The 23,096-nt window shown below is 65.7% G+C and carries 22 protein-coding genes and 1 pseudogene; 11 read left to right on the top strand and 12 right to left on the bottom strand.

Annotation, left to right across the window (positions count from 1 at the left end; translation table 11 throughout):
• Window positions 1-13: 13 nt before the first annotated feature.
• Window positions 14-514, bottom strand: a complete 501-nt coding sequence (locus tag FB600_RS11030) for a flavodoxin family protein (RefSeq protein WP_227742978.1) — start codon at window positions 512-514, stop codon at window positions 14-16.
• Window positions 515-685: 171 nt separating this feature from the next.
• On the opposite strand from FB600_RS11030, the gene phaZ reads away from it, so the two are divergent.
• Window positions 686-1,942: a polyhydroxyalkanoate depolymerase gene (gene phaZ / locus FB600_RS11025; RefSeq protein WP_096748853.1), complete on the top strand. Its 1,257-nt coding sequence runs from the start codon at window positions 686-688 to the stop codon at window positions 1,940-1,942.
• Here the strand turns inward: phaZ and FB600_RS11020 are convergent.
• The 3 genes from FB600_RS11020 to FB600_RS11010 all read right to left on the bottom strand — a co-directional run bounded on the left by FB600_RS11020 (window position 1,913) and on the right by FB600_RS11010 (window position 3,866).
• On the bottom strand, window positions 1,913-2,404 hold the full coding sequence (locus FB600_RS11020) for a hypothetical protein (protein WP_052747403.1): 492 nt from the start codon (window positions 2,402-2,404) through the stop codon (window positions 1,913-1,915). The genes phaZ and FB600_RS11020 overlap by 30 nt on opposite strands.
• Window positions 2,405-2,584: 180 nt before the next feature.
• A complete protein-coding gene (locus FB600_RS11015) occupies window positions 2,585-2,935 on the bottom strand; it encodes a carboxymuconolactone decarboxylase family protein (RefSeq protein ID WP_046579587.1) in 351 nt (116 codons plus the stop codon).
• 289 nt (window positions 2,936-3,224) lie between these two features.
• Window positions 3,225-3,866, bottom strand: a complete 642-nt coding sequence (locus FB600_RS11010) for a response regulator transcription factor (protein WP_096748854.1) — start codon at window positions 3,864-3,866, stop codon at window positions 3,225-3,227.
• Between the two features lie 628 nt (window positions 3,867-4,494).
• Here FB600_RS11010 and FB600_RS11005 point away from each other — a divergent pair.
• Together FB600_RS11005 and FB600_RS11000 are read left to right on the top strand one after the other, a co-directional pair.
• Window positions 4,495-5,187, top strand: coding sequence for a CBS domain-containing protein (locus tag FB600_RS11005; RefSeq protein ID WP_096748855.1), 693 nt, complete (start codon window positions 4,495-4,497; stop codon window positions 5,185-5,187).
• 44 nt (window positions 5,188-5,231) lie between these two features.
• A complete protein-coding gene (locus tag FB600_RS11000; protein ID WP_096748856.1) occupies window positions 5,232-5,738 on the top strand; it encodes a BCAM0308 family protein in 507 nt (168 codons plus the stop codon).
• A gap of 79 nt (window positions 5,739-5,817) precedes the next feature.
• Here FB600_RS11000 and FB600_RS10995 read toward each other — a convergent pair whose 3' ends face one another.
• The 3 genes from FB600_RS10995 to FB600_RS10985 form a co-directional block, all read right to left on the bottom strand.
• On the bottom strand, window positions 5,818-7,074 hold the full coding sequence (locus FB600_RS10995) for a putative glycoside hydrolase (protein WP_096748857.1): 1,257 nt from the start codon (window positions 7,072-7,074) through the stop codon (window positions 5,818-5,820).
• A complete protein-coding gene (locus tag FB600_RS10990) occupies window positions 7,067-7,861 on the bottom strand; it encodes a polysaccharide deacetylase family protein (RefSeq protein WP_052747407.1) in 795 nt (264 codons plus the stop codon). The genes FB600_RS10995 and FB600_RS10990 overlap by 8 nt, the downstream gene beginning before the upstream one ends.
• A gap of 71 nt (window positions 7,862-7,932) precedes the next feature.
• Window positions 7,933-8,883 (bottom strand): universal stress protein, encoded by a 951-nt coding sequence (locus FB600_RS10985; protein ID WP_096748858.1) that lies wholly within the window; start codon window positions 8,881-8,883, stop codon window positions 7,933-7,935.
• Between the two features lie 437 nt (window positions 8,884-9,320).
• Between FB600_RS10985 and FB600_RS10980 the strand changes: the two genes are divergently transcribed.
• The 3 genes from FB600_RS10980 to FB600_RS10970 are packed head-to-tail and all read left to right on the top strand — an operon-like array spanning window position 9,321 to window position 13,523.
• On the top strand, window positions 9,321-9,782 hold the full coding sequence (locus FB600_RS10980) for a hypothetical protein (protein WP_046579216.1): 462 nt from the start codon (window positions 9,321-9,323) through the stop codon (window positions 9,780-9,782).
• Window positions 9,775-12,486 (top strand): cation-translocating P-type ATPase, encoded by a 2,712-nt coding sequence (locus tag FB600_RS10975; RefSeq protein WP_145756820.1) that lies wholly within the window; start codon window positions 9,775-9,777, stop codon window positions 12,484-12,486. The genes FB600_RS10980 and FB600_RS10975 overlap by 8 nt, the downstream gene beginning before the upstream one ends.
• Complete coding sequence (locus FB600_RS10970) at window positions 12,483-13,523, top strand: AI-2E family transporter (RefSeq protein ID WP_046579220.1); 1,041 nt, start codon at window positions 12,483-12,485, stop codon at window positions 13,521-13,523. The genes FB600_RS10975 and FB600_RS10970 overlap by 4 nt, the downstream gene beginning before the upstream one ends.
• 105 nt (window positions 13,524-13,628) lie before the next feature.
• Here the strand turns inward: FB600_RS10970 and FB600_RS10965 are convergent.
• Window positions 13,629-13,776, bottom strand: a pseudogene (locus tag FB600_RS10965) (IS701 family transposase); the annotation flags it as partial.
• A gap of 344 nt (window positions 13,777-14,120) precedes the next feature.
• Entirely contained in the window at window positions 14,121-14,396 is a 276-nt protein-coding gene (locus FB600_RS10955; protein ID WP_124076333.1) for a hypothetical protein, read from the bottom strand.
• 359 nt (window positions 14,397-14,755) lie between these two features.
• Here FB600_RS10955 and FB600_RS10950 point away from each other — a divergent pair, with 359 nt between their 5' ends.
• Genes FB600_RS10950 through FB600_RS10945 form a run of 3 tightly spaced genes read left to right on the top strand, consistent with a single transcriptional unit; the run spans window position 14,756 to window position 15,590 of the window.
• Window positions 14,756-15,172: an EamA family transporter gene (locus FB600_RS10950; RefSeq protein ID WP_124076331.1), complete on the top strand. Its 417-nt coding sequence runs from the start codon at window positions 14,756-14,758 to the stop codon at window positions 15,170-15,172.
• Between the two features lie 21 nt (window positions 15,173-15,193).
• On the top strand, window positions 15,194-15,337 hold the full coding sequence (locus FB600_RS37175) for a hypothetical protein (protein WP_164467538.1): 144 nt from the start codon (window positions 15,194-15,196) through the stop codon (window positions 15,335-15,337).
• A gap of 19 nt (window positions 15,338-15,356) precedes the next feature.
• Window positions 15,357-15,590 (top strand): hypothetical protein, encoded by a 234-nt coding sequence (locus tag FB600_RS10945; RefSeq protein ID WP_145768425.1) that lies wholly within the window; start codon window positions 15,357-15,359, stop codon window positions 15,588-15,590.
• 223 nt (window positions 15,591-15,813) lie between these two features.
• Here FB600_RS10945 and FB600_RS10940 read toward each other — a convergent pair whose 3' ends face one another.
• The 3 genes from FB600_RS10940 to FB600_RS37710 form a co-directional block, all read right to left on the bottom strand.
• Entirely contained in the window at window positions 15,814-16,464 is a 651-nt protein-coding gene (locus FB600_RS10940; protein ID WP_036034522.1) for a hypothetical protein, read from the bottom strand.
• Window positions 16,465-16,681: 217 nt separating this feature from the next.
• Entirely contained in the window at window positions 16,682-17,302 is a 621-nt protein-coding gene (gene rclC / locus FB600_RS10935; RefSeq protein ID WP_096748861.1) for a reactive chlorine resistance membrane protein RclC, read from the bottom strand.
• A 72-nt stretch (window positions 17,303-17,374) separates the two neighbouring features.
• Window positions 17,375-17,944 carry a DUF4148 domain-containing protein gene (locus FB600_RS37710; protein ID WP_261383368.1) on the bottom strand — a complete coding sequence of 190 codons (570 nt, stop codon included), beginning with the start codon at window positions 17,942-17,944 and terminating at the stop codon, window positions 17,375-17,377.
• 275 nt (window positions 17,945-18,219) lie between these two features.
• Here FB600_RS37710 and FB600_RS10925 point away from each other — a divergent pair, with 275 nt between their 5' ends.
• Window positions 18,220-19,941, top strand: coding sequence for a DUF3300 domain-containing protein (locus FB600_RS10925; protein WP_145756821.1), 1,722 nt, complete (start codon window positions 18,220-18,222; stop codon window positions 19,939-19,941).
• 1,038 nt (window positions 19,942-20,979) lie between these two features.
• Window positions 20,980-22,941 carry a glycoside hydrolase family 28 protein gene (locus tag FB600_RS10920; protein ID WP_261383371.1) on the top strand — a complete coding sequence of 654 codons (1,962 nt, stop codon included), beginning with the start codon at window positions 20,980-20,982 and terminating at the stop codon, window positions 22,939-22,941.
• Window positions 22,942-23,096: the final 155 nt, after the last annotated feature.

Below are 23,096 nucleotides of genomic sequence, written 5' to 3'. Positions count from 1 at the left end.
GCTGGCGGCTTGCTCACGGCGCATGCCCCTGCAGGGCACGCTCGGCGAGCCGATCGGAAATCGCGCGACCGAAGTGGGACAGCTTCTGGTGGGCCGTCCCCTGGCGCAGCTCGCGTGCGCAGATCGCGCAGGTGGCGAGCGGGCGTTGACGCATCAGCGCCTGCATCTGCGCAAACACGGCGCAATCGCCACGCGCGCCCATGGTGCAGAACAAGGCGGTCGCCCGCGGCTCCGTGCCATGGCGGGCAAGCCAGGCCGCGACCGGCGTCGACGCGCGTCCGGCCCACACCGGCGTGCCGATCACGACCAGGTCGTAGGCCGATACGGAGCAGGCCGTCGGCCGCAATTCGGCGGCACGGCCACGCAGCGCGTCCACCAGGCTGCGCAGGTAACCGAGCGCCCCGGCGCGCCGTCGGCCGTCGACTTCCAGGAGCCGCTCGCAATCGGCGCCAAGTAGATCGGCAAGCTGCCGCGCCACGCCGGCGGTGGTTTCGCTGCGCGAGTAGAACAACACGAGCGTGCGTCGAGTTGGGGTATCCATGCGCTACTCCCTGCCAAGCGGATAAATCGGAAGATCAGCGTAGGTCGCAAGACCGTGAATACGCTGATTCAGGTCAATGCGATCCCCTGCCCCGGGCCGACAGTGTGCTGACTTGCGTGACCGTATCGATTCCGGATCCTTCCCATGTGGTACGAACTCATCGAACAGCAAGCCGGCTGGCTGCGCGCCTGGGGTGCCGCCATGCGCTGGGCCGGCGCGCCGGGCGTCGATGCCGCGAACGCGTGTTACACCGATCTGCTGGAGCCGATCGTGGGACTGCAGCTCGCCACGCCGCAGCTCGTGATCGAAGCGATCGTGCAGGACGGCCAACCCGTCGCGATCGACCAATCGATCGCGGCGAGCGCACCGTTCTGCACGCTGCGCCGCTTCGCTCGCGGCGATGCGCGACGGTCGATCCTGCTTTGCGTGCCGCTTGCCGGCCACGCCTCGGTGATGATGCGGGAAACCGCCGAGACACTCCTGGCGGATGGCGACGTGTTCGTCACTGACTGGATCAATGCGCGCGACGTGGCCCTCGAAACGGGGCGCTTCGGCCTCGACGAGTATGTCGCGATGCTGGATGATTTCGTCGACGTACTGCTGGCCGAGGACCGGCCGGTACACGTGGTCGCGGTCTGCCAGGCCACCGTTCCCTGCCTGGCTGCGTTGGCGCTGCGGGCGTCTCGGGGCGCGGCCTCGCCGGCGAGCCTCGCGCTGATCGGCGGCCCGCTCGACGCGCGCCTCCATCCCAGCGCGCTCGGCATCGCGGCGCGCTCGCACTCGCTGGCCTGGTGCAGCGACACCCTGATCGACGTGGTGCCGGCGGGCTTCGCCGGGCGCGGCAGAAGGATATTCCCGGCCTACCTCCAGCGTGCGGAAATCGCCATGGTCTATCCGGATCGCTTTCTCGAACTGGCCGGACGCTGCCGAACCGCCGCCTCGCTCGGCGACGCACGCGCCTACGACAACGCGCGCCGGGCGCTGCGCGAATATGTGGCGCTGCTCGACATGCCGGCCGAATATTTCCTCGATACCGTCGACCTGGTGTTCCAGCGCGCCAGCCTCGCGCAACGGTCATGGCGGGTCCATGACCGGCGTGTCGACCCGGGCGCCCTGCGCGAACCCTACCTGCTGACCGTCGAAGGCGAGCGCGACGCCGTCACCGGCGCCGGGCAAACCCATGCCGCGCTGGCGATGTGCAGCGGCCTGGCGGCCCGGCGGCGCCTGCGCCTGGACATCGAGGACTGCGATCATTACGGCCTGTTCACGGGCGTGCATTGGCGCGATCGGGTGCATCCCGTTCTGCGGAGTTTGTTTGTCCGGGCGGAAAAAGCCCGGCGGCCGCAGCCGGCCCGAGGCCCTGCCGGCACGTCAGGCGGCAGCGGCGAACTGCTTGCCTGAAGGTTGCGTCATGGGGCCGTCGGGCAACGCCGATTCCGTGCCCGCATGCTGCTGTTGCGCGAACCAGTCCCGCCAGGATGCGAACAAGCTAGCGTCGCCGCAAAGGCGGCTGAAATCGCGCAGGCCGGCCGCCTGGCATTCACTCAGCCAGGCGCGCGTCGCGTTCGCGGACTCGCGCTGTGCGTGCATCGACCATACCGCCGCGTCATGCCACAACGCGGCACTCGACTGCGCATAGGCGTTCCATGACTGCCGCCAGGCCTCCCCGAAAGCGCGCCAGTCATGCGCATCCGCGACGGCCACCCGGATCTGGTTGAGTGCATCGCAGTCCCGATCAACACCGCGCTGCTGGAGTGCATGCCATTCGTTGCGCAAGGCCTGCGCATGGCTCAACAAGCGCAACCAGGCGTCGCAGGCTTCCCATGGATTGGCATGCAAGGTTTCCATCGCTCGATTGATCATGTCGTCTCCTTTCGATAAGCGTGTTTCGTGATTTCCGGCCGGCCGATGATGCCGGCTCGGTCCGGTTTGATGCACAGTGCAGCGCCTGGTCGCGTGCTCCATTGATCACGATCAATCATCCCGCGCCGCCGGGCCGATGCAGTGGTACCGGACCGTCGGGCACCGTCGCGAACGGGAAGTTCAGGCGGAGAGCTCGTCGAAGGCGATCAACGCATGGACCGCGTACATCATCGACGGTCCGCCGCCCATGTAGACGGCGACGCCGCCGACTTCCTCGATTTCCTCGCGCGTCGCCCGCAGCTTGATCAAGGCGCGCATATGGAAACCGATGCAGTCGTCGCATCGGCTCGAGATCGCGATACCCAAGGCAATCAGCTCGCGGGTCTTTTTCGTCAGCGCGCCGTCCTTGGTACCGGCCGCGCCCAACGCGCCGAAGGCCGACATCAATTCCGGCTGGGATTGGCCAAGCGCGCGCATGCGCTCGGCGATCTGCGTGGTTCGTTCGCGATAGCGCAGTAGTGAATCAGACATGGTCGACACCTCGGCAACGATGGGATCGAGCCGGCGGACCATGCGCCATGCTGTACCCCGCACGGGTGCACAGCCTTGGTATCGGCGTGATTTCCGGCACGGCTTCGATGGTATCGAGCCGGACACCGGATTGCCTGACCTGAGGCAAGGAATCGACCGCATGTCCGGTGGACCATCGACTCCGCGCAAGGCACGGCAACACCCTCTCGCCGACGGTGCCGCTGCCCGCCGCCCAGCGCCTCGCTCGCGGGACATGGGGACGCCAATCAAGCGCGAACGCGCCACCACGCTATATGCATGGATCGACGAGCCGATGGGCGAGTGCATATCGCACCAGCTCGGCGTCGCTGCGCACCGCGAGCTTGTCGAACAAGCGCGCCTTGTAGGTGCTGATGGTCTTGTTGCTGAGCCCCATGTCCCGGGCGATCTCCGCGACAGGTTCACCGGATGCCAGATGCCTGAGCACCTTGGTTTCCTGCGTGCTGAGCCTGGCATGTCGTGGCGCGTCGAACGGCAAGTCGATCATGCGCACCATATGCTCCGCGACGTCGGGGCTCAGATATCGGCGGCCCGACAGTACCAGGCGCACCGCCTGTAACATCTCGGCGCCGCTATTGCGCTTCGCGAGAAATCCACCCGCGCCGGCCGCAAAGACCGACTTGGCCTGAACCGGATCCGAATTAGCCGATATCACCAGGATCCTTATCGTCGGCACGTGAACGGCAAGTTGGTGAATCAGTGCCCGGCCTCGTTGCCCCAGACTGGAAAAATCAAGAATCGCCACATCGAATGTTTCGCCGTCGACCGCGGACAATATCTCGTCGCCATTCGCGAGCTCGCATCCGACGAGGAAATCCTGCGTGGTTTCCAGTATGCGTCGAATGCCGGCGCGCGTGATGGCATGACGCTCGACGAGAAGAACCTTTTTCATTGGCAGCCTCGTAGTGATATCGCTTGCCACTGCCGCCGAGGCGCATATGGCCGATGCATGCATAAGCACTCACGCCATCTCCACAGGCGGCAATTCGCAGTTCCTCCGATGAATGCGGACAAGCCTGATATTGAATGTCGAATCATCCTGCTTCCATATGGTGCAAGCCGCCGGACCGGGAGGAAAATGGCGCAGGGAATCCCGTGCTCTCGCGGCATGTCGGATTCGCTTAATAGCTTAAAGTGATCGCCATTTCTCGTCCAGATGCGCAAACGTTGAAATTACATCGATATTTCAGAGGCGCCCGATATATTCAAGCGCCGCCCATCGTCGATTCCCCGATTTCGCTTCCGCTTCGATCACACATCGGAAATCACGCGGCATTCCTCGAGACATGCGTTCCACATCCAATTAATTAAAAGTATGGATATCGAGTGCGAATCGCATGATTGACCTCGGTCAACTCGACACCGGCACCGAAGGGCAAAGTCGACTGGCGCCGAGATAGGCGAGGCGAGAACGACGGCGGAAACGGCCCGTCGAGATTCGCCGCTCGTGTTCCTGCCCGAAACAGGACGACGGCGCGGCTGCCGGGCGAACCGGCGGAATTTGTCATAGGAGAGCACCCATGCATGCTTGCGACGTGATGACCCCGGAGGTCATCCATGCACGCCCGGAAATGAGCATACGTGAAGCCGCCGCGCTGCTCGCGAAGCATTCCATCAGCGCCTTGCCCGTGCTCGATTCCGACGGCAAGCTGGTGGGCATCGTGAGCGAGGGCGACCTGTTGCGCCGGTATGAAATCGGCACCGGCGATCGCCATCGCTCCTGGTGGCTGCAACTGTTGACGTCGAATCGCGAACTGGCGAGCGAGTATGTGAAAGAGCATGGGCGCAGCGTGAAGGACGTGATGACGGCCGAGGTCGTGACGGTCTACGAAGACACGCCCCTCGCGGACATTGCCGAGGTGCTCGAGCGGCATCGGATCAAGCGGGTTCCGGTGATGAAGAACGGCAGGATGACCGGAATCGTGAGCCGTGCGAATCTCGTTCGCGCGCTGGCCGGCATGGATCCGCTCAAGGCACCCGCCTGCCAGCCGCGGGACGCCGAGCTGCGGGACGCCATCCTCGCCGCGGCCAAGGGGAAATCCTGGGCGCCGACGCGCGAGAACGTGATCGTGACCGACGGCGTGGTGCATCTATGGGGCTTCATCACAAGCGACGAAGAGAGTCACGCGCTCTGCATTGCCGCGAGAAACGTGCCAGGCGTCAAGCAAGTCGTCAGCCATCTCACCTATCCGCCCCCGCCGCTGCCGCTGTGACGCGGCGAGCCGCGATAGCGAGGCACGTCATCCATGGGCAAGCCATGACCGGCGCCACGGACAGAGAGACAGCCCCCATCGGGATGCCTCGGCAGCAAAGGAACGGCAGCCACTGGGCCGCCTGGCACGTGCCGAGCGGCAACGGCTGCCGCGAATGCGGCGCGGTGTATGACCGGGGACGGTGGCTCTGGAACGCGACGCCCCATCACGACGCGCAACTCGTCTGTCATGCCTGCAAGCGCATCATCGAGCACGCGCACGGCGCTGAACTCGAACTTCAGGGTTGCGCCTATCTGCGCGCTCACCGTGCGGCGATCATGGACTTGCTATGCCTTCAGGCTCGCATCGAGGCGTATTACCACCCGAGCGGGCGCCCATTGCAAATCGACGAGGATGCGAATGGCCTGAGGGTGACGGTCTGCGGCGCCACCCTGCTTCGGCGGCTTGGCGAAGCGTTGTTGAATGCTCACCTTGGACGATTCTCCATCGAGTATCGCGAGGGCGACGAGTTGGTGCGAGCTTGCTGGACACGAGCCTCGGATAGCCCGTGACGCCACTGGGTCGTGACGCCTCGACTGAAGCCGGCCCGATCCCCGCTCGCGGCGCAAGGCTCGGCTCAGGATACGTCGTTCAATGCGGCAACGTCGCGGGATCGTATTGATTGCGCGGGTTCCACAGCATCCAGCCGTCGGTGCCCGCCGCGTCGGACGCGTCGACCTGTGCGCGAATCTCGTCGGCGTCGAACGGACGGCGGTCGAACGCATAATCGCGAAACGCCTGGAGCCAGGGACGAAACCGGATAGGACTCAGTCCGGTACGACGCACGGCCTCGGCCAGCGACCTGGAGACGATCTCTCCGGGACGCTCGGTCGGCTTGCGGCAGCCGGGCAAGCCCCAGGTGAAGCCGGATGGGTACAACATCGGCGAGACGTAGTCGACAACCTCGGCCAGCGCCTCGAGCCGCTGCCCGATAGCGGTGTCGTCGGTGTTCCAGCAGACATAGCCGAATATATCGGCCGACATGTAGAGATTGTATGGCTGCAGTCGCTCGCGCGCGCCGATCAGGAAGGCGACGATCGCCGCCACGCGATTGGCCTCGGTGTTCGGTTCCTTGAAGCTGAGCCCGTTGGCATCCGGAAAGCGAAGATAGTCGAACTGGATCTCGTCGAAACCCAGCCGGGCAGCTTCTTCCGCGACCTCGTAATTGTGTTGCCAAGCCGCGCGAATGCCCGGATCGATCCAGCGCTGCTGCTGGCGGTCGCGCCAGATCCTGCCCTGCTCGTCGCGCACGGCCCATTCGGGATGCGCGCCAGCCAGCGGATCGTCCTTGAACACGACGATGCGGGCAATCAGGTAGAGGCCGCGTGCGTGAAACTTCTGCAGCAGTGCGCGCAGCTCCGCCGCATTCAGGACGCTGACCGGCGCGTGCGCGGCGGCGCCGGCGCTTTCGCGCGCAGGACTGGAGTACGGCGTCGCACCGCTATCGCCCTTGACATCGATGACGAGCGCGTTGATCACGGTCTTTCCCTGCAGGGACAGCGCCGAGTCGCGAAGCGTGCTGTTCGCCACACCGAACGCGGAAAGGTAGACCGCCTTGGGACGCACGGCCGTCATGCTCACGGTGCGCTCGAGCTCGGCGGGCGCCAACAGGACTTCCGCGCGTGCATATCCCGGTGCGCGCAAGCTCAGGCGCGTCCCTCCCGCGGCCACGTCCAGGGAGAACACGCCTTGCGCATTCGCGGTCCGATTCGCGCCCGAGGCGTGGCCGATGGCCCCCGCCACCGGACGCCCGTCGCGTGAATCGACGATGGCGACCGTGACCGCCGACACATGGCCGGCAAAACCGATCATCGACAGCAGCAAACAGGCAAGCACGCGATCATTCATGGGGGCCACCAACCGGTTTCAACAATACGTTCATGCAGCGCGTGTCGCATGCGTCGGTCATCAGATAACGCGGCAGTGCCATGGCGGCGTCCGCAAGTCGAACCGGACGTGCCTCGATCGTGAACCCGGCGACATAACCCGCACGAAGCGCGAGCTGGTCGGTCTGCGCATCATGGATGCCGAATGGCCAGGCCAGGAACCGCACCGAACTGCCGGTTTCCGACTGGAGCCGATCGCGTGACCGGGTCAACTGGAAGGACACGAAGTCCAGGTAGTCCGCCGGCGTGCGCCGTGCGCGCTCGCTGCGGAAATTCGGATGCCAGTAGGTGTGCGATTCGATGTCGAAATCGCCCGACTGCCCGAGTGCACGCAATTGCTCCCAGGTCATCGCATAGCTGGCGTTGGATATGGCCGACGGGTAGATGAACAGCGTGACCGGTATCGGACGCCCTGCCAGCATCGGACGCATCACCTCGTAGACGGAGCGGTGCCCGTCGTCGACGGTGATTGCCACGGCCAGCGGGGGCAACACGTCCGCCTGGCCCCCATGCCAGCGAACCACCTCGTCCAGCGATACGATCCGGTACCCGTTCGCCTCGATGGCCTGCAACTGCCGGAGAAATGTCACGGTGCGTACCGTCATCGAGTCCCGGCGCTCGGTGGCAAAACGGTGGTACGCGAGGATCAGCACGCGCCGGGGCGAACCCAAGGCGGCGCCGTCATGGGCAGTCCACGCCGGCACGGTGGACGACAGCAGGAGCAGGCAAGCTATCAGGCGAAGCGGCATCGTATACCTCGTCAAGTCACCAGCCCATTCTTCACGGCGCCCTGCCGGCGTGCTGAGGCAGACCAACCGCGTCAGGCGTCCCGTTCATTGACGATCAGCAGCGGGATCGATGTCATTCGAGCCACGCGCCCGGCAACGCTGCCGAGAAGCCAGCGTGCCATGCCGCGCCGGCCATGCGAGCCAACCACGATCAGATCCGCGCCCCACCTGCCCGCCTCCCGCAAGATCGCGTGCGCGACATCATCGTTGGTGCGCTCGGTACTGACCATCGCCACGCTCGAACAAGACGACACGCCCTCGAGAAGTGGTCTTGCCGAGCTCAGCGCTTTCTCGCCCTCCTCGATGAACGCGTCCTCGAGCGCCGTGATCGGCACGACGTCGACAAAGCGAACCGCGCGATCCACGACATAGATGCCGCGCAGATCCGCGTCCGGCACCGCCAGCGTCAGGCCGAACGCGAGCGCGCCCATCGACTGGCTGCTGCCGTCGATCGCGAAGAGGATGCGCCGCGGCGGTCGATGAAGGTTCCTGCCGCGCGCCGGCACGATCATGATCGGACAATGCGAGGACCTCGCGAGCGGCTCGGACACGGTACCTTCCACCCACCGGGACAGCCACCCATGATGATGACGTGCGCCGACCAGCACGAGCTCGGCCCGCCAGGTTTCGGCCGAGTGAAGCAGCGCATGGACCAGGTCACCGCCATGCCTGGTGAGATCGATGATTTCGGTCTCCAATCGAAGATCGGATCGCGTCAGGGCCTCGCGCGCTCGCGACACCGCGGCGGTGGCATCGTTCCTGAGTTCGGCGCGGACGCTGTCGAGAACCGCCCGGGGCAGTGATCCGATCGGAATCAGCGTTCGCGGATTTTCCGCCACGCTGACCAGGCGGATACTCGCCCCCGCGGGCGCCAGGCGAGATGCGAAATCCACCACCTGCCGGGACGCGACAGACAGGTCGACGGCAATCAGGAGCCTGGCCGGGCGTGCACGCAAGCGGCTGGTTGAACTGCTGTCGTTCATCGCCTACTCCTGTCGAATATGTCGGGATTGTCGACATGCAGGGGTCGGCGGCAATTGACTGGGATCAAGCAGGATCGATGCAAGGAGATGTTGTCGGCCGCGACGGTCGGAAAACCCGTCGGGTGCCGTTTCCCGGCTCGCCCTGCTGCGTTCGATTCGTGGCCTGTGAAACACGGACAGCGCGCATCAGAAAGACCGGCCCCAATTCCTGGCAGGAATAGGCGACTCGCGACACCCCCCTGATGCACGTCAATCGGAAAACTGGCCGGCAGGCCATCCTGAGCATTCCGTGCAACGAGATGTCGAACTGCTCCACCGGATGCCGCCTGCGCCCCTGTTTTTGCCGTCCGGCACATGCTTTCCCACCTGCCGCCGCAACAAAGTCGTGGCGCATCGGGGCGGAAATGCCTGGGGCAACATCAAGCCTGGAGGTCTTCATGTTGGTCGAAACCGTACGTGCGCTGTCAGCGGCGCTGGCCTTCGGCATGCTCGCGAGCGCTTCGGTCCATGCACAAACGCTGCCTGAACCTGTCGAGCGCGACGGCATGACGTATGTCACCGGCGGCATCGGCGCGGACGAGGTGAGCGCGTTCCGAGAAGTCGCGTCGAAGTACAAGCTGCGCATCACCTTCACATCGACAGACGGGCACTATCTGTCGGACATCGACGTCCGAATCTCGTCCGGCAGCCATGAGGTTCTCGGTGTGCACACCACCGGCCCCTTCCTGTTCGTACGTCTGCCCAAGGGACCTTATCGGATAACGGCTCGCGAACGGCACATCAGCCAGTCCAGGCAGGTGGTGGTTCCCGCGCGCGGCGGCATCGACGTTCGCTTCCATTGGGACGACCCCGACCGCCGCGGCACCATGCAGCCATGCCGGCAGCCTTGCGATGACTGACATTCCTCTGATCGAGACCTGGCATGCGCGCAGCGTCGAGGCGCTCGCGCGGCACCTCGCGTCGAATACGGAGAACGGTCTCGACAACGCCGAAGCCTCGCGTCGGCTGAAACAGCACGGCCCCAACCTGATCGCGGAACTCCGGCAGCGCGGTATCGCCGGCATGATCGGCGTGCAGTTCCGGGATGCCATGATTCTCGTGCTGATGGCCACCGCGCTTCTGTCCGGCATCCTGGGCGATCTCAAGGATTCCCTCGTGATCCTCGCGATCGTACTGCTGAACGCGGCAATCGGCTTCAGCCAGGAGGTCCGTGCGGAACGGGCGATGGCCGAACTCAAGCGGCTCGCCGCGCACGACGTCTCGGTCATCCGCGGGGGCCGGCGTTCGACGGTGCCCTCGGCAACGCTCGTTCCGGGCGACATCGTGTTGTTGGAGGCCGGCGGCGAGGTGCCCGCCGACATGCGCTTGATCGATGCCATTCGATTGAGGGTGAACGAAGCCACCCTGACGGGCGAGGCAGCCCCGGTCGAAAAACGCGTCGCCCCGCTCGACGACGCGGCGCTGCCGTTCGCCGACCAAACCAATATGGCCTTCAAGGGCACGATGGTCGCCTACGGCCGCGGCCGCGGCATGGTGGTTGCCACCGGCATGGACACCCGCCTCGGACACATCGCGGCACTGCTCGAGAACGTGCCCCCGACGCCCACACCGCTGCAAGCGCGCCTCAAGCGGTTCGGCCGTCAGCTTACCGTGCTGATCCTGATAGTGTGCGCCGGCATCTTCGTCTCGGGTGTGCTGCGCGGCAACGCAGTCATGTTGATGCTGCTCACCTCGACGAGTCTCGCCGTCGCGGTGATTCCCGAGGCGCTGCCGGCCGTGGTAACGGTCATGCTCGCGATGGGTGTTCGCAAGCTCGCACGGCGCAATGCGCTCGTTCGCAAGCTCGCGGCGGTCGAGACGCTGGGTTCCGTCAGCTACATATGTACCGACAAGACGGGCACGCTCACGCTCAACGAGATGCGGGTGGTCGAGCTCTATCCCTGCGGCGAAGGCCGGATGGACGTGGCATCGGCCGCGCAGTGCGGTAGCGCCGCAAGCTTGTTCGAGGCCGCGGCATTGTGCAATGACGTCGAATACGACGTGCAAGGCAGACCGATGGGCGACCCGACCGAAGTGGCCCTGTACCGGGCCGCGGAGGCCGCGGGGCATGACAGGCGCCGGCTCGAAAAGACGATGCCGCGCTGCATGGAGTTCGCGTTCGATTCGGATCGCAAGCGAATGACGACCTTCCATCGCGCGGCAGGCGGCTTCGTCGCTTACTCGAAAGGCGCGCCGGAGGCCATCATCGAGCGCTGTACCACGATGGCCGGCGGCAACCATGACCGGGCGGACCAGGCTGCCCGCTTCGAGCGCGAGGCACTGCTTGCCGTGGCGGGCGCCATGGCCGAAGATGGGCTGCGGGTGCTCGCGATCGCGCAGCGCACGTGGCCGGCGCTGCCCGCGCCCGAGTGCCTGTCGGACCGGGTCGAGACCGGTCTCACGCTGCTCGGTCTGGTGGGCATGCTCGACCCGATTCGCCCCGGTGCGCACGACGCGGTCGCGACCTGCCGATCAGCCGGCATCACCCCGGTCATGATCACCGGCGACCACCCCGCCACCGCGCGGGCGATCGCCGGGCGACTCGGCATGCTCGGGGACGGCGACCGGGTGATGAGCGGACGCGAGCTCGCGGCGCTGTCCGAGGCCGACCTTGCCGCATGCATCGAGCATGTCAAAGTCTTCGCGCGGCTGGATCCCGCACAAAAGATCCGCATTGTCGAAGCGATCCAGGCCCATGGCCACTACGTGGCAATGACAGGCGACGGCGTCAACGACGCGCCCGCGCTCGCGCGCGCCAATATCGGCGTGGCCATGGGACAGGCGGGCACCGATGTCGCGCGCGAGGCGTCGAGCCTGGTCCTCCTTGACGACAACTTCGCGACCATCGTCGCCGCGGTCGAGGAAGGCCGGCGCATCTTCGACAACATCCGCAAATTCATTCGCTACGGCCTGAGCGGCAATGCGGCCGAACTCTGGGTGATCATGGCCGCCCCTGTCCTCGGGCTACCCCTGCCGTTGCTGCCGACCCACATCCTGTGGATCAACCTGCTGACGGACGGGCTGCCGGGCCTGGCGCTCGCCGCGGAACCGGCCGAGCCGAGGATCATGGCGCGTCCTCCCCGGCCGCCGCGTGAAGGCCTGTTCTCGGGCGGCATGTGGCAACACATACTGTGGGCGGGCCTTGCCATGGCGCTCGTCGTGCTTGCCGTGCAGGCCTGGGCCCTGAGCAGCAATCACGCTGCATGGCAGACCATGACGTTCTCGGTGCTCGCATTTTCCCAGATGGGCTACGTGCTCGCGATCCGCTCGGAGCGACGCTCGCTGCTGACGCAGGGACTGCGCTCCAACTCGCCGCTGCTGGGTTCAGTATTGCTGACGCTGGCGCTCCAAATGGCAGCGATCTATTCTCCGCCGCTGAATACCCTGCTTGGGACCTCGCCGCTCACGCCGCTCGAGTTGGCCGTTTCATTGGCTGCTTCCCTGGTGATATTCCTGCTGGTCGAATTGGAGAAATATTTCGTGCGTCATGCCGCGATTCGCGCATCGCGACGCGCTTCAGCCACACGGGCAGCATGGCGCGATGAAAGATCGGGGCAGGCATGACGCCCGGCACGAAGAAGCAGGCAGTGCTCGCGCTTCTGCTGGCGATGCTCCTTTCGCTCGGCATCCTGGTGCTGCGGCCGTTTCTGGTCTCAATGACGTGGGCGCTGATCATCGCGTACGTCTCGTGGCCCGTCCACCAGCGCATGCAGTCGCTGACCAACCATCGGCGATCGATCTCGGCCCTGCTGACGACCTCGCTCGTCACGGTGGTGCTGGTCGTGCCGATACTGTTGCTTGCCTTGCCGCTCAGCCGGGAAAGTGTCGAGTTCGCGCATCGAATGGCAGCATGGTTTTCGGACCAACACCACACGCTACCTCGCCTGGCCAGCTCGGTTCCGTGGTTGGGAGTCTGGCTGCAGGCCGCAGCCGACGATATCGGGCGTGATGCCCGGGAATCTCGCGCACTGCTCGCGCAATGGGGCAACCATGCAATGGGGGCTGCCGCGCAACTCGCCGCGAACGCAGGACGCAATGCCCTGAAGTTCGGCTTTGCCGTACTGACGCTCTTCTTCGTCTACCGGGACGGACGAACCGTGCTCGACCAGCTTCGCCTCGTTTTCGAACCCTTACTGGGCAAGCGATTCGACGTTTATCTCGCTTCCATCGGCGAGGTATGCCGCGCTGTCGCCTATGGGGTCGTGCTGACGGCGACCGCCCAGGGCACGGCCGCCGGCATCGGCTATTGGGCGGCAGGTGTCGAGGCTCCGCTCCTGCTTTCGGTACTGACCGCGTTGGCTGCATTGTTTCCCTTCGGTACACCTTTCGTGTGGGTACCGGTCGGCCTTGCCTTGCTGCTCGACGGCCGGCTATGGGCTGGAGTCGGCCTGCTGGCATGGGGCACGCTCGCCATCAGCGGGATTGACAACCTCGTCAGGCCACTGTTGATCAGTGGGGGCACGCGAATGCCATTCCTGCTCGCGGTCTTCAGCATTCTCGGCGGCATTACGGCATTCGGCTTCGTAGGCTTCTTCCTGGGCCCTATCGTCGTCGCCACATTGCTCGCTGTTTGGCGCGAATGGGGGGATGTAGTGGTCTAATCTTCCAGTGTCAGTAAATCACTCTCGAACGCTGAACAAAACGGACATCGCAGGAGTCGACGCGCGATGTATGCAGCGATACGCCAGCGCAGCGTGGTGATGGAATCAGCCACGTGACGCTGCGCGCGCTGGGGACCCGCGTGGCACGTAATCCGAAGGTAAGGCAAATGGGTCGCAGATCGCGGAGTTTTTTACTGCCGCCTTGAATGAGGCGTTGAGAAACAAGAAACCCGTAGGCAGCAATACAGAACGATGGCGCTGTCACATCGGCACGTGTGCTCGCGGAAGATGGCGTGATGAAACCAAAGCGCTCTACCACGGCCGTCGATTCCCCGGCCACACGTGGCACGTTTCGCCCGCTGGGTGCGCGACGCTGGATTCACGGTCTACCGTCTTCACTGTATGGGCGTGACGGCGAGCCGTCCGATCTGGAGATCGGCCAAGCCGTCATGAAGACGCCGTGCATTAGCGTGGAATTCCGTGCCTTCGGCGCCGGCGGCTCGCACGCGAACAGTGCGGCGGCCCTGGGGTAGGCACGATCGGCATGTGCTTTACAGGAAATTTTGCGCTCTCGATGATGCTCGCGCCAGTGCTTGCTCAACCAGCGCTACCGCTCGATGACGACGCCGGTCTGCAGATCGTACCCGGCGAGTTGGGATCGTCCGGGCTCGGCTCCGTGATGAGGATCTCGGTGCGCTGGCCCAGCGTTTCGAAGGCGAACGATTCTGCAAAGCGCAACGCTTTGAGGCTTATCGCGAAGCGCTGGGAGAGCGACTCGTCGCGCGTGGCCTCCGGGACATCGCCGCGAATCGCGATGTGCCTCGGTTCTACGCGGAAGCGGTCGGAACGCCCCACGATGTCGTGTCGATCCACTTCGTGGATCGGGAGGGCTAGCCGCACGCGACGAGACCCTGGCATTCTTCGCGCAACGGCTCTCGTGCAAAGCAGCCGTGTCAGGATACTGAGCGAATCGTCCCGCCGTCGAGCGTAGCGACGCCTCCCGGGCGAACTCGACGCTGGCGGCGAATCCGCCGGACTTCGAGCGGCGCCGCTAATGCGCGGTTCCATTGGAAGATGGGCCCGGGCCGGCCCGCGTGACACGTCGACGTCGACTGCAGTCCCCTCTCCCGCCTGGACGCAGCCTCCAAGCTTGCTGCCTTGTCCCGCCACGGCAAATCTGAAAACCTCCCTCCGACAAGACGTTCGAACCTGTCCATCGGAGCGTATTCGAGATGTTTTCAAGCCTGGCAACGTTGTTCTTCGTGCTCATCTGGTCCACGGGGCTCGTCGTCGCGAAAGCGGTGGTGCCGCATGCCTCGACGGACCTGTTCCTGCTGGTGCGCATGCTGCTGAGCGCGGGCCTGCTCGGCGCGCTGGCGCTGGCGGCCCGCGAGCGCTGGCCAGGTGGCCGGCAGTTGGCGAGCCACCTGCTGGCCGGTGCGCTGCTGCACGGCGTCTACCTGAGCGCGGCCTACTGGACGGTCGGGCATGGCATGCCGGCCGGCGTGATGTCGCTGATCGGCAGCATGCAGCCGATCGTGACGGTGCTCGCGATGTTCTTCATTTTTTCAAAAATCTCGAGTTGCAGCGTGTCCGACGGCGCGCCCTCGTTTTCCGGCCAGAGATGCTTTTGCGAGAAACGCACCTGATAAAGCCCCTCGCGATCGACGATGCCGGGAATGCTGGCGATGTGCGAAGCCGCGGCGGCATGGGCCCGGGCGCCGAACGCGATCGCCGCGCCGCCGGCCACCAGCGACTTCAGCAGCGTCCTGCGTGCCGGCGAGCTTTCGTGGTTCGCCGAATGGGCGGGATGAAGCGAGGGAGAATCATTGATTGACATGGCTGCCACCTTTCGAGGATACCGGCCTGAAAATCCTGTTTACCGCTAATGACGCAAAATCTGGAATTCAGGCGCTACGGGAAGGATTGGGATGGGAATTCGATCGAAACCGCCATTGCCGATATCGGCGGCAAGCGGCGGATTCGATTCGATGCGTTTTTGATTTCCAGCTGGAAATTGTTTCCGAATCGATATTTTCAGATTTGCCATGTCGAAACAAGGCATGAATCTTGGACGCCGCGTCTAAGTCGGACCGATCGCGGAAATGGCTAGGCTGCGGCCGGGGAATGGCCGCCGGAATCGGTTCGGAAAATGCCCGGCGGGCCGCGCGCGAAGTTATCGGCGCGGCCGCGAGTCAAGGATCAGGGCTGGCGGGAAGGCGCTGCGGGAGACTCAGGCGAGGACGGCGCGAGGGCGCGGGCCATGGCACGGCCGGATTGCGTGCCCGTGTCAGTGACCGAGGTTGGTTTCGCAATCTTCCCAGTACCGCAGCGGATCGCGGTGCTGCGGGTAACGCTCGTTGAGCCAGCCCGTCAGGCGGCTCCATTCGGGGTGGCGGGAGCCGATCAGCGATGACCAGATCTCCGAGCGTTCGAGGATCTTGCCGCTCGCGCGATCGCGGATCAGCAGGCTGCCGAGACCGCTCGAGCTGTTCGTCTGCGATTCGACCTGGTAGCGCGGCAGGATCCGCAGTTCCGCGTCCTCGGCCCAGCCGTAGACGGCGCGAACCGTGTTCGCGGGGTCGCGCAGCTCGATCGGGCCGCTGGCCGGACGAATCGCCTTCCAGCCTTCCGGGAACTCGACGACGATCTCGTGGCCGCCTTCGCGCACCAGCTTCACGCGCCAGGCGCGCGCCATCGCCTCGCGCAGGCGGGCCGCCGACTCGTAGCCGGACGGCAGTTCCACCGCCATCGGCAGGGTAACCAGGTTGTCCTTCCAGAGCCGGCTTTCGTCGGCGGCGCGCTCGATGGTCTCGAATCCGCTGCCTTCGAAGGGATTCACCGGCCGGCTCGACGCGCTCGTGCTGATGCTGCCACCGGGTAAGCCCGAAAAGAGACGCTCGGCGTCCTGTCGGGTCAGTTTTGTCTTTCCTTTTTTCATCAGTTCTTTTTGTGCCACGATCTCGATTACCTCGGGCCCGTGCCGGATACCGGCACCGCGCCCCTTTTTACGGGCGCCCGAATGGGCCCGAAGCGCCATTTTGCACGCATATTACCGGCTTGCCGGCCTCGGTGGGGCCGAGATGCGTACAAGAATGGCCTGGCACCGGGCGGGGACACGGCGCCGAGCGTTCGCCGGCGGTGTCCCCGCCCGCTTCTCAGCGCACGGCCCGTGCCCGGGATTGTCCGCAGCCGCCTACCTCGCATCGGCTCTCGCGCTCGGCGAGCAGCCGTTTCGCCGAGTCCGCCATGACCAGCACCGAGGCCGCCAGGATCACGGTGTCCTTGATGATCAGGCGGCCGTGCTCGGAGAGGAAGGGAAAGCCGTGCTGCGCGTCGCCCAGCGCCGGCACCCAGGTTTCCGGCGTGCTCGCCAGGAACGACAGCGTGACGAAGGGCGTGAGAAACGACAGCAGGCCGCCGAGCAGGCCCAGCTTGCGCGAGGCGACGTTCGACAGCACCAGCAGGCCGATCAGGATCTCGAGCGTTCCCAGGCCGCGCGAAAAGGCATAGGTGTTGTTGTCCCGCTGCCAGGCCCGTTGCTCGGGCACCCGTTGCCCTTCCTTCGTCATGTGCCGGGCGTAATCCTCGGGATGCTTGTAGAAGAATTCCATCACGGGGCTCTGCGCCACCAGCGGCGTGATGCTGTCGGCCTCGTAAGGCACGAACTTCAGCACGCCGATCCAGAGAAACACGATGGCGATTGAGATGCGGACCAGGTTGACGCCGAAACGGTCGGCGCGGCTGGTGACCTTCAGGAAATGGATATAGGCATTCATGTACGTTTCGAACCACGGCGAGGAAAGTCTCGAGGAGCGCGGGCATCCACCATGCCGCGCCCCCGTCCCGGATCAGCTGCCAAAGTAGACCGGCTTCGGGCCGCTGTTCTCGTCCGCGGCGATGCCGCGATTCGCGCCGCCGGCTTCCGAGCGCGCGGCCGGGTTGGCACCGTAGCCCGCCGCGCCCTCGCCTTGCCGGTTGGCAGCGAGGCGTTGCTCCGCGGCCTGCAGTTGCGTCGGATAGCTGCTGTCCTCGCCGCGGCCCACGTTGTAGCCGGCCTCGCGCAGCTGCACGATCTCGGCGCGTACCTGGGCGCGCGTCAGCGTGCCGGCCTGGGCGTTGGCGGTGCCGGCGGCGAATGCCGCGACGAGGGTGGTGGCGGCGACAAGCACGGAGATAAAGCGCTTCTTCATGATCTTCTCCATCTGGCAAATTAGGTGTGCGTACAACCTTGTCGGCTCGACATGCTGGATCGATGCCGCCGGGTTGCCGGGATGCGTCGGACTTGGCGATCGCATGAGCACACTGTAGTTGCCGGGCTGTCGCGCTTGAATGCCGGGCAAGCTCAACAAGATGCCCGTTCGTCTCACGATGAGGATCAGGCGCAAAAGCACCGCCGACGCTTCGTGCGAGTCCTTCATTTTCATTTCGGCGAAGCGGCTCGCCAGCGGATTGAAAGGATTCGCCGATCGGCAGGAAGCCGGCCGCCGAGGGCTGGAGCCCGCGTCACGCAAGGGACGCACAGACTGTTACATAAAGCGCGCCGCATCTCGTGCACGAAGCTTCGCGGAGGATCGTTATGCTCGGTGTGGCCGCCGCGCCAGGCTTTCGTTTCCGTCAGGTCGAGACGGCCGCCACCCGGCAATACCACCGCCGCAAGCCCGGGCTCACTCCGATGAACGACAAGCACAAGATCATGAAAGACACCCTGCCGCCTCGTCACCACCCCGCTCGCGCGATCGTCGCGTCCACGCTCGTGATCGCCCTGCTCGGCCTCGCCGCCTGCAACCGGAAGAGCGATGACACGCCGCCGGCCGCCGCGGCCAGCGCCGCGAGCGCGCCGGCCGCGTCCGACGCGCAGCCCGCCCCGGCCGCCTACACGCCGCCGAGCGCCGACCAGCTCTACCAGATGGTGGCGCCGATCGCGCTGTTCCCGGACAAGCTGGTGGCGCTGGTCCTGGCCGGCGCCACCTACCCCGACCAGATCACCGCCGCCAATACCTGGCTCGGCCAGAATCCGACGCTCAAGGGCGCCGACCTGACGGCCGCCGCCGACGCGCAGCCCTGGGACCCTTCGGTCAAGGCGCTCACGGCCTTCCCGGCGGTGCTCTCGCAGATGGCCTCGAACATCGAATGGACCACCGCGCTCGGCCAGGCCTACTACCACGATCCGAACGACGTGCTGAACGCGATCCAGGTGATGCGCCAGCGTGCGCAGAAGGCCGGGCACCTGAGTTCGGGCAGCCAGCTGCACGTCACCCAGGTGGCGCAGGCCGCGCCGCCGCCGTCCTACACGCCGGCGCAAAGCGGCCCGGCGATCTACGAGGGGCCGCCGATCGTGCCGCCGCCGCCCCAGACCATCGTGATCGAGCCGGCCCAGCCCGATACCGTCTATGTGCCGGCCTACAACCCGGCAGTGGTTTACGGCGAGCCGGAGGTCTACCCCGGTTACACCTACCGGCCGAGCTACGACACCGGCGCGGTAGTCACCGCGGGCGTGCTGTCGTTCGGGGTGGGGATCGCCGTGGGGGCGCTGTTCAGCCATCACGACTGGGGCTGGCATTCGTGGGGCGTGAACTGGGGCGCGCCGCATCCGGGCGGCCCGGCCTGGGGCAACCGGGAACGGCCGGCGGTGGTGTACAACCACACCACCTACATCTCGAAGTCGACCACCGTGATCAACAACATCCACAACACGCGGATCACGAACAACGTCACCAACAACTACGGCAACACCACCAACAACGTCGGCAACCTGGTCAATCGCGGCGCGCCGCCGGCCGGCGTGGCCGCCGCGCAGCAGATGCGAGAACAGCAGGCCGCGCGCGAGCAGCAGATGCGCGAGCGCCCGGGGGCGCCGCATCCCGGTCCGTCGGCGATGTCGATGCCGCATTTCGGCGCCAACGATACGCGGCCGGGCGAACGGCCCGCGCCGCATCCCGACGCGAACCGTCCGAACGAGATGGCCGCGCATGCCGGCCCGGGCGAGCCGCATCCGGGTGAGGCGCGGCGTGTCGAGCGCAACGAGGCGGCCCAGGGCGTCGCCCATCCGCCCGCCGAGGGCCGCGCGCCGGAAAACGTCCCGCATCCGCCCGCCAACGTGAACGCGATGCACGGCGCGAACCCGGCGAACGGCGAGATGCGCGAGATGCCCGGCATGCAGATGCACCAGCAGGCCGAGCCGCGCCGCGAGCCCGAGACGCCGCGCAACGAGCCGGCCGAGGCCCCCCGCCAGCAGCACGAGGCGCCGCCCCAGGCACGCGAGGCCTTGCAGCAGCGCGAGGTGCATGCGCCGCCGCAGCAGCACGAGGCGCCGCGCCCGGCTGCGCAGCCTCGGCCGGCCGAGCACGCGCAACATCAGTCGCAGCAGCACGCGGCGCCGCATCCGCAAGAGCACGAGCGGCAGGAGCATCGCTGATCGCGAGGCGCGTCGAGGGAATGGGCGAACGGGATCGCAGGCCATGCGGTCCCGCCTAGGGTGAACCGCGCCGCGCATATCAAGGCCGCTGGCCGGACCGCCCCGCTCATGTCGAAGCCCGGTCGTTCGCCGTCGCTGCTGATGACCAGCGTCCCCCTCCATCCGTCGACATTCTTGTCGCGCGTCGTCATCGTGGATTCGTCGGCCGCAGCCTTGCGCGGCTGACCGCTCAACTGTTCTTTCGGCAAGGTTTGAGATATCGGGCGGCTGGCGTCGGCACGGCGAACGTCATGCGGCTCCCCGGTCGAAACGCCCGGAGCGGCCCGGCGACTCCACAGACGATTGGCTCATCCACGCCGAATCGTGACGACATGAAACCGACGGGGCGGACGGGATCGTCGGATCTCCCGCCGAGACGGTGATCGAGCGCGATGCTGGCGGCGGGGGGCGTCAGCATGCCTCCTTCCCGGGCGATGTCAGGGCCGCCATGTCGTGGTTTTCCCTTGGCGTATCGCTGAAGCGAAACACGGCCCAGAGGGCGCCGACGCTCCCCGAGCGCCGTCGATCACGGTGCTTCCCCGCATGCCGCACGACAAGCCAGCCCCGGTGGTCTGCTGTCTTCGCCATGAGCCGACGTCGTCCGACCACGGTGGATGGCCTGCCTAGCAGGCTGGCGAGCCACCCCCTTCCATCCAGTTCAATCATCATTTAGACATCAGACATCATATTTCAAATAGATGAAATCAATGAACAATCCTCAAGTCTGGTGATAGGTCCGAGATGTCCATTGCTCAATGGGGGGAATCGATAAATATCCGTAAAAATCGGGGTGATTCCCTTATGCCTCAGTGCTTCTTCGTAGGGTAGACACGTACGTGAAATTCAACGTCTTCGACATACCATTGTCGTGTCATCGTATGACAACGGATATCAGCTCGCCCTTTTCATCAACAAGACCACACGACCAGAACGGAGACAGCAGTGACGGCACCCGACTTCGACGCGACGCACGACGACCGCGAGCAGCCCCCCCGATTCATGCTCACCAGGCGACATTTCCTCGGCTACGGCGGCGCACTGATGGGCAGCGCCTTGCTCGGCGCCTGCGGGGGCGGCACCGATACGCCGCCGTCGCCCGGGTCTTCCTCGCCCGGTGGCACCGCCATGCCGGCCGATCCGATCTGGGGGCCGGACGGCGCGGCCACCAACATCATCGCTTCGCTCGACGGCATCAGGCAGGCGGCCTTCCGGGCCGTCGATTTCGAAGTCGAGGCCTATGGCGCGCAGCCCTGCTCCGTGGTCACCCAAACCAGCCCCTACACCGATGCAGGCAAATCGCCGGTCAGCCCAGGCGCCGGCGCGACCCAGGGTGCCGGTGCCTTTGATTCGCGGCCCGCCTTCCTGGCGGCGATCAGCGCCTGCGCGGCGGCCGGCGGCGGCCGCGTGGTGGTGCCGGCGGGCGACTGGTACTGCGCGGGGCCGATCGTCCTGCAAAGCAATGTCAACTTCCATCTGAGCGCCAACTGCACGATCTTCTTCAGCCCGAACCCGGCTGACTACGCCAAGGACGGCCCCGTCGACTGCGGCGCGAACGGCAAGCTGTTCTACAGCCGCTGGCAGGCCAACGACTGCCTGAACTTCGGCTCGCCGGTCTACGCGCGCAACGCCAGCAACATCGCGCTGAGCGGCGAAGGCCCGACCTCGATCCTGAACGGCCAGGCGATGACGCCGTTCGCGGGCGCGGGCAACACGGCCACCTGCTGGTGGACCTGGAAAGGCAGCAGCGGTGCATATGGCTGCGCGAATTCCTCGACACCGTCGCAGGCCTACGCGAACCCGAACAACGTCGACCTGAAGACGGCGGCGCCCGGCATCGCCGCGGCGCTCTACGCACTGCTGACCAACCCCGCCACGCCCTGGCAACAGGACCAGAACTACCTGCCGGCGCTGTCGGAGGCGGGCGTGCCGGTGGCGCAGCGGATCTTCGGCCTGGGCCATTACCTGCGGCCCTGCATGGTGGAATTCATCGGCTGCACCAACGTGCTGATGGAGGACTACCACACGCAGAACACACCGTTCTGGCAGCACCACCCGACCGACTGCACGAACGTGGTGATCCGCGGCGTGATGGCCGACAGCATCGGCCCCAACAACGACGGTTTCGATCCCGACGCCTGCCGCAACGTGCTGTGCGACGGCATGGTGTTCAACACCGGCGACGACTGCATCGCCATCAAGTCGGGCAAGGATCTCGACACCGGGTACGGCCCCGCGCAGAACCACGTGGTGCAGAACTGCACCATGAACAGCGGTCACGGCGGCATCACGCTAGGCAGCGAGATGGGCGGCGGCGTGGAGAACATCTATGCGCGCAACCTGACGATGCTGAACCAGTTCTGGGCGACCAATTCGCTGAACATCGCGATCCGTATCAAGACCAACATGAATCGCGGTGGCTTCGTGCGCAACTTCTACGTCGACGGCGTGAGTCTGCCCAACGGCGTGAGCCTGACGGGCGGCGGTTACGGCAGCAAGCTGCTGGCCGGTAGTCCGATCAACGGCACGGTCCCGCTGGGCGTGGTCACCGCCACCGCGGGTAACCCGTCCGCCTCGCAGGGCGGGCTGATCACCTTCGACTGCGACTACCAGCCGGCCGGCGACGCGATTCGCACGCGCCCGGCGCAGGTGCAGAACGTCAACATCAGCAATGTGAAGGCCAGCAACGTCACGCTCGGCGGCAGCACCGGATCCTGTTTCCAGGCGATCGTCGCGCAGGGCCCGGTGGCCTTTGACTACAACGGCCCGGCCCCCATCCCGGCGATTCCCGCCATCAGCGGCGTGACGATCTCGAACTGCGATTTCGGCTCGCCCGGCGCAGTCGGGCCCGCCAGCGCCTCCGCGCCGGGGCCGATCTACGCCTGGAACGTGAACGGCATCACGTTGCAGAACGTCAAGATCGCGGGGCAGCTCTACAACACCACGATCACCGACCTGCGCTGATCCGCCGGGATTGGCGCAAGTCGGCTGCAACGAGCAGTACCCGGAGCCCGGGCAGGGCTCCGGTCGAGGTTCGACCGGCGGCGGCGATTCATCGGCCGTGGGCTGCCGCGCGCCGGGAGAACCTGATTTCCCCCCTCCTCCATTCGAAAACAAGG

The sequence above is a fragment of the Burkholderia sp. SJZ089 genome, from assembly GCF_007828315.1.
Taxonomy (GTDB): Bacteria; Pseudomonadota; Gammaproteobacteria; order Burkholderiales; family Burkholderiaceae; genus Burkholderia; species Burkholderia gladioli.
Note: the sequence above shows the minus strand (reverse complement) of the source record. Positions and strands in the feature narration are given on the sequence as shown.

Coding starts and splice junctions, on each gene's coding strand:
- phaZ (WP_096748853.1), top strand. CDS start 686: ATGTGGTACGAACTCATCGAACAGCAAGCCGGCTGGCTGCGCGCCTGG.
- FB600_RS11020 (WP_052747403.1), bottom strand. CDS start 2,404: ATGATCAATCGAGCGATGGAAACCTTGCATGCCAATCCATGGGAAGCC.
- FB600_RS11015 (WP_046579587.1), bottom strand. CDS start 2,935: ATGTCTGATTCACTACTGCGCTATCGCGAACGAACCACGCAGATCGCC.
- FB600_RS11010 (WP_096748854.1), bottom strand. CDS start 3,866: ATGAAAAAGGTTCTTCTCGTCGAGCGTCATGCCATCACGCGCGCCGGC.
- FB600_RS11005 (WP_096748855.1), top strand. CDS start 4,495: ATGCATGCTTGCGACGTGATGACCCCGGAGGTCATCCATGCACGCCCG.
- FB600_RS11000 (WP_096748856.1), top strand. CDS start 5,232: ATGACCGGCGCCACGGACAGAGAGACAGCCCCCATCGGGATGCCTCGG.
- FB600_RS10995 (WP_096748857.1), bottom strand. CDS start 7,074: ATGAATGATCGCGTGCTTGCCTGTTTGCTGCTGTCGATGATCGGTTTT.
- FB600_RS10990 (WP_052747407.1), bottom strand. CDS start 7,861: ATGCCGCTTCGCCTGATAGCTTGCCTGCTCCTGCTGTCGTCCACCGTG.
- FB600_RS10985 (WP_096748858.1), bottom strand. CDS start 8,883: ATGAACGACAGCAGTTCAACCAGCCGCTTGCGTGCACGCCCGGCCAGG.
- FB600_RS10980 (WP_046579216.1), top strand. CDS start 9,321: ATGTTGGTCGAAACCGTACGTGCGCTGTCAGCGGCGCTGGCCTTCGGC.
- FB600_RS10975 (WP_145756820.1), top strand. CDS start 9,775: ATGACTGACATTCCTCTGATCGAGACCTGGCATGCGCGCAGCGTCGAG.
- FB600_RS10970 (WP_046579220.1), top strand. CDS start 12,483: ATGACGCCCGGCACGAAGAAGCAGGCAGTGCTCGCGCTTCTGCTGGCG.
- FB600_RS10950 (WP_124076331.1), top strand. CDS start 14,756: ATGTTTTCAAGCCTGGCAACGTTGTTCTTCGTGCTCATCTGGTCCACG.
- FB600_RS37175 (WP_164467538.1), top strand. CDS start 15,194: ATGCCGGGAATGCTGGCGATGTGCGAAGCCGCGGCGGCATGGGCCCGG.
- FB600_RS10940 (WP_036034522.1), bottom strand. CDS start 16,464: ATGAAAAAAGGAAAGACAAAACTGACCCGACAGGACGCCGAGCGTCTC.
- rclC (WP_096748861.1), bottom strand. CDS start 17,302: ATGAATGCCTATATCCATTTCCTGAAGGTCACCAGCCGCGCCGACCGT.
- FB600_RS37710 (WP_261383368.1), bottom strand. CDS start 17,944: ATGAAGGACTCGCACGAAGCGTCGGCGGTGCTTTTGCGCCTGATCCTC.
- FB600_RS10925 (WP_145756821.1), top strand. CDS start 18,220: ATGAAAGACACCCTGCCGCCTCGTCACCACCCCGCTCGCGCGATCGTC.
- FB600_RS10920 (WP_261383371.1), top strand. CDS start 20,980: ATGCTCACCAGGCGACATTTCCTCGGCTACGGCGGCGCACTGATGGGC.